This is a genomic window from uncultured Campylobacter sp. (assembly GCF_938045535.1).
Classification (GTDB): Bacteria; Campylobacterota; Campylobacteria; order Campylobacterales; family Campylobacteraceae; genus Campylobacter_B.
This window is the reverse complement of sequence record NZ_CALIMQ010000185.1, coordinates 1-4,691: the sequence shown is the minus strand read 5'-3', so window position 1 is coordinate 4,691 and position 4,691 is coordinate 1. Positions and strand designations below refer to the sequence as shown.

At 45.3% G+C, this 4,691-nt stretch carries 5 protein-coding genes; 1 reads left to right on the top strand and 4 read right to left on the bottom strand.

The features are described 5' to 3' along the window. The first annotated feature begins 745 nt into the window (after positions 1-745). On the top strand, positions 746-2,173 hold the full coding sequence (locus Q0095_RS05790; RefSeq protein ID WP_297882213.1) for an AI-2E family transporter: 1,428 nt from the start codon (positions 746-748) through the stop codon (positions 2,171-2,173). Between the two features lie 365 nt (positions 2,174-2,538). Here Q0095_RS05790 and Q0095_RS05785 read toward each other — a convergent pair whose 3' ends face one another. The 4 genes from Q0095_RS05785 to Q0095_RS05770 form a co-directional block, all read right to left on the bottom strand. Next, on the bottom strand, positions 2,539-2,748 hold the full coding sequence (locus Q0095_RS05785) for a hypothetical protein (protein WP_297882211.1): 210 nt from the start codon (positions 2,746-2,748) through the stop codon (positions 2,539-2,541). Between the two features lie 257 nt (positions 2,749-3,005). Continuing rightward, a complete protein-coding gene (locus tag Q0095_RS05780) occupies positions 3,006-3,494 on the bottom strand; it encodes a hypothetical protein (protein ID WP_297882209.1) in 489 nt (162 codons plus the stop codon). A gap of 166 nt (positions 3,495-3,660) precedes the next feature. After that, the gene (locus tag Q0095_RS05775) at positions 3,661-3,996 is read right to left on the bottom strand and encodes a chaperone NapD (RefSeq protein WP_297882207.1); all 336 of its coding nucleotides are present in this window, start codon (positions 3,994-3,996) and stop codon (positions 3,661-3,663) included. Next, the coding region (locus Q0095_RS05770; protein WP_297882205.1) for a hypothetical protein at positions 3,993-4,691 on the bottom strand (699 nt) is incomplete at its 5' end. The genes Q0095_RS05775 and Q0095_RS05770, both read right to left, overlap by 4 nt.

Here is a 4,691-nt window from a genome sequence, read left to right as displayed (position 1 = left end):
AGCGAAGTTCTGCTTTCATATGCCTATAGGCGGCTATTATTCTCACTCTCCATTGAAAGTTAAAATTTAGTCTATTCGCGCACCTGTTGTGCTCATTATTTTATAAATTCGTATTCTTTTGTCCTACGTGGATTGTTGTTTGCTATTATTAAGGTACATTAATTTTCTAAAAAATAACCTGTCGTCCGCTTAGCTTTTACTTCACTCTCGTTTATCGTACCGATTTTACTTCGCTTCTAGCAGACGCATTCGCTATACATTTTTCTTTTCCGCGTGAAGTTGCTATTGGGCTTATTATAAGAGTTGCGGCGCGAGTGGATCCACACATCGGGCGCGCGTAGCTTTAGATTTTGCGGCGCGGCATACGCGTCTGGCGCCAGCATATCGGCTCTGCCTGCCGAAGCGCTAATTTCATCAAATTTAGCCGCACGCAGCCTGCGCATTCGTATCGCGCGTGCCGATTACCACGCGAGATAGGCCTAGCTGCGCCAAAAGTTCGGCGCAAGACGGCGTCTTGCAGCGGTGCGCACAAGGCTCAAATACGGCATAGGAGCACACATCTGGTTTTGACGTATGTTCGAGCTATGCGCTATTTTCATAAATTAGGTACGATCCCGTGTACATGTCGTATAGTGCGCTGTATGTGCGAGAACGCCGCTCGTAAATTCTATGAAATTTCAAAATTTAATCGAAATCTGATAAAAAAATTTATAAAATAGCTCATCAAATTTCAAAAGGATAAAATTTGCCGACGCCAAAAGACAACGCCGCAAGCCGCAATAAAAACCTGGCTGAAAAGATAGCCCAAAATAACGCCGAGGATAACTCCAAAAGCGAGGCGCAAAATTTCACTGAAAATCAGACCGTAAATAATGAGGGGGGCAAAATCGAAGCTGACACTGAAGGCGGAGCTCAAGCAGTCGTCAAAAACAAAGCCAAAACCGCCGCCGAAAATCAAAGCAAAAGCCGGATCGAAACCGACGAAGTCTCATCTACCGGTGCGGCCGCGCTTAACGACGCTGCCGAAGCCAATGAAACCTTCTCGGCTAATGCTTCCGCGCTAGGCGCTGCTGCCGCTTCGGGAGCTGCTGTGGGTATGAAAGCAGGTCTAGCCAAGGCTAGCGGGCGCGCGAAAACGAACAAGATATTTTTTATTGGCGCAACCTTGCTGATGTTTTGCTGCGTGATCTATCTGTTCTCGCCGTTTTTGATGGTGATCGCAATCGGCGTGCTGATGGCGGTGGCGACTTCGGGTCTGCATGCTAAAGTAACGAAGCTGTGCCGCGGTAGGCGCACGCTAGCTTCGGTACTTAGCCTGTTTTTGCTATGCGCGCTTTTTTTCGTACCCTTCATCTACGCCGTGATCGAGATCGCCAAAAACGCCGCGAGCTTCGATATGGCGCGCTTAAACGACGCGCTTAGCTACGTTCAGAGCCTAGACATCAAGCTGCCCGGGCCTTTTGAAAAATTTGATACGCAGTTTCGCTCGTTTTTGGCAAACCTAGACGTCGCAGGCGTGGCGAAACAGATCATCTCCTACCTCTCGGTCGTTGGAAAGTCCAGCGCAAAATTTATCGTCGATATGGTGCTTATCGTCGTGTTTTGCTTTTTTGCATACCTCTACGGCGAGAGCTTCAAGCGCTTTTTCAAAAAAATTCTACCCGTCGAGCCCGCGCAGATCGATTATATCTTTTCCGAGACGGCAAATACGATGAGCGTCGTGTTTTACTCGACCATCTTCAACGCCGTATTGCAGGGCTTTCTATTCTCTATCATCGCTGGGATCTTCGGCTTTGATGCGCTGCTGATGGGGGTGCTTTTCGCCTTCTGCTCGCTCATCCCCGCAGTCGGCGGCGCGCTCATCTACGTGCCCACCGCGCTATACGTGCTAGCGGGGGGCAGTACCTCGGGCGCAATCGTGATAATGGCGTATTGCGTGATACTGATCTCGACGCTCGCGGACAGCTTCATTAAGCCGCTCGTGATAAAATTTATCAACTCGCGCCTAGTAGAAAACCCAGCAAACATCAACGAGATGCTGATCTTCTTCTCGATGCTTTCGGGCATCAGCACGTTCGGGTTCTGGGGCGTGATCTTGGGGCCTGCGATTTTAACGCTATTTATCGCGGTGCTAAATTTATACGATTATCTAAAAAAGATAGAATTCGAATAGGGCTTGCGCCGCTTGGCGCTTTTAAATTTATGAAAATTTCGCCCGTAAAGCGCAATGCCAAGTATGCCTTGCGGCTCTTGCGCCCTCGCGGCTTTTTATCCGCTCGCGCTTTTGCGCGGGCACAAAGCTTTTAAATTTAAAGGCGAATTTTAATTTCAGCTGCTGCTCGCGCTCTTTGACGAATTTTAGAGCAAAGATCGCGAGTATCGGCGAGGTTATTTTGGGTCGCGTCATGCGGCGGCGCAGTATTTTTAAGCTACACCGCGCGGCGTGGCGAAATTTTATGGATTAGAGTTTAAATTTAAAGTAGTCGATAATAAAAGAAAGAATTTTAACTTCAGCTCTAGCAAGCAATGCCCAGCAACTCAATATCCGCTTTCGTTGCGTTCTCCTTGCGAGTTAAAATTTATCTTATTCTTTTGATTCTTTAAATTTTGGTATTGTTTGAAAAGTATGTCCGTCTCATGTTTATAATCGTATAAATTTTTATTATAAAATATCGTTTTATAATCGAGATTGTTCCCCTTGTCGTATATTGAAATGAAAGAAAATATATATTCTCTATTGCAATCCATATTTTCATCAATTATCTTTTTATAGTTATAGCAAAACGGGTATATGCTCTTTTTTTGTTGATAAAATATATCCCTAAATATAGAGTTTAAAAGCCTTCTATAACATCTATTTTCTAGAGTAATTATGTCAAGTTTTTTAGTTTTTATTTCGTGCGTAATTGGTAATTGTATGTCATTTTTACTTATAAATACAAAATCAGTAAATAGGTCGAATGAGTGGTTGGCGCCATCTCCAAACCTCATATATATAAAATTCTCTATAAAATTTCTCCATCTTCGTCAATCAAATGCTCTTGCTCCCAAGGATAAAAGAGGCGTAGCTTTAAAATCTCGTCGTTTTCTACAATCTCTTCGGCGTTTTGTATAGGTTCGCCGTTTTTGCAAATTTTAGAGCCCAGATCCATTAGATAATCAAAATTTAGCCTTTTATCCAGCTTCCAAAATTCGCATCTGTCGTCGGGATATTTATCGCCGTTGCACCATGAAAATCTTGCTCTCTCATAGCCGTTTTTGTCTAAGTGAATATCCGCCATCTTGCCGAAATCTATTTGTGGATAATTATCTAAGTAGTGAAGTTTTTTTAGGTAATCTTTTAAATTTAACTCTACGATCTCTCTTTGCGTCAGGTTTTTATCGCTAAAATCAAGCGCTTCTAAGATTGCCGAAATTCTATATGCAGGTAGCAAGGCAATAAATATACAGAGCCAGATTAGAAAAACTATTATACAAAGGTATTTCAGGCGCAAATTTACTCCTTCGGACAGATTTGCGCTATATTATCTAATGCAAGCTTAACGAGCCCATAATTCGCAGCGCGCTTGCGATTAGGCGGCTTGCTGCAAAAATTCTAAACTTGCTTGCGCAGTTAAATTTAGCGGTAAAATTTTAAATTTTAAAATTTGCGGCGGCGGTTTAGACACGCACCTTGCCGCCGTATTTGATCTGGCTCGGGTCTTTTTCGTCCAGCTCGCGCATTATCTGCTCGCCGTTGTCGGAGTTTGCCGCGGTGATGTCTGCGTCCAGATTGGAGTAAGAATAGATCATCATCGCCTCGCTTACGCCCTCTATGGCTTCTATCGCGCGAAATGCGGCGATCTCGTCATCGAAGCTCTCCGCACTAATCGTGGCGACCGCCTTGCCGTCCTCGCACGCGACGAACTCGCAGCCGCCGATACTTTGCAGCTCCTTGCGAAACGCCGCTACGTCGGTATTTGCGCCTAGATAGATCACGACGCTTGAAATATTCATTTTAGCCCCCAAAAGTAGATATATCTATTGTACCCCGAGCCCACGAGATAATCTCCTTCGAAAAGCAGATAGTTGATGATGTCGTTACCTAGCTCGATGCTGCGAACGATCTCGCCTGCTTTATCGATTACGCGTACGCCGTTACCAACGGTAAAAGCACCCAGCTCGGGGCTTAGCGCCACGGCAAAAACTGCAAAACGGGCGTTATAAAATTTAGCGAAATTGCCGTTTTCGTAGTAGCACGATCTTTCTTTGTCGTTCGAGCCGCTCATCATACGATCGCCAAGCAGCGCCACGGAGTAGATCCCGTCCTTGTGTAGGGATTTTTGGCTCATAAGCTTTTTCGCTTTCGCGTCGAAATAAAACACGATGCCGCCTTCGCACGAGATTAGCAGCGTTCCGCTAGCGCGGTCGTATGCGCTGCCGCCCAAAGAGGCGATGGTGAGCTTTTGCTCGAAGCTTACCTTGCCGCTAGACAGGTCGAAATATAAAATTTCGCTACCAAGACCTAGCAAAATCACGGTGTTTTCGTCGTAGAAATAGACGTTTTTGATCCCCGTCATCGGTAGCTTGTAGTGCGTAATCTTGCCGCCTACAAATATGCCCAGCATCTTTTCAAACGCGTCGCCGTTATATAAAAATGCATATTTCTCGCCTAGTTTATCGACGTCGAATATGGTAGCGCCCATCGGCTC

Excerpts from the sequence above, each read along its gene's own strand:
- Q0095_RS05785 (WP_297882211.1), bottom strand. The coding sequence starts at position 2,748 with ATGGATTGCAATAGAGAATATATATTTTCTTTCATTTCAATATACGAC.
- Q0095_RS05775 (WP_297882207.1), bottom strand. The coding sequence starts at position 3,996 with ATGAATATTTCAAGCGTCGTGATCTATCTAGGCGCAAATACCGACGTA.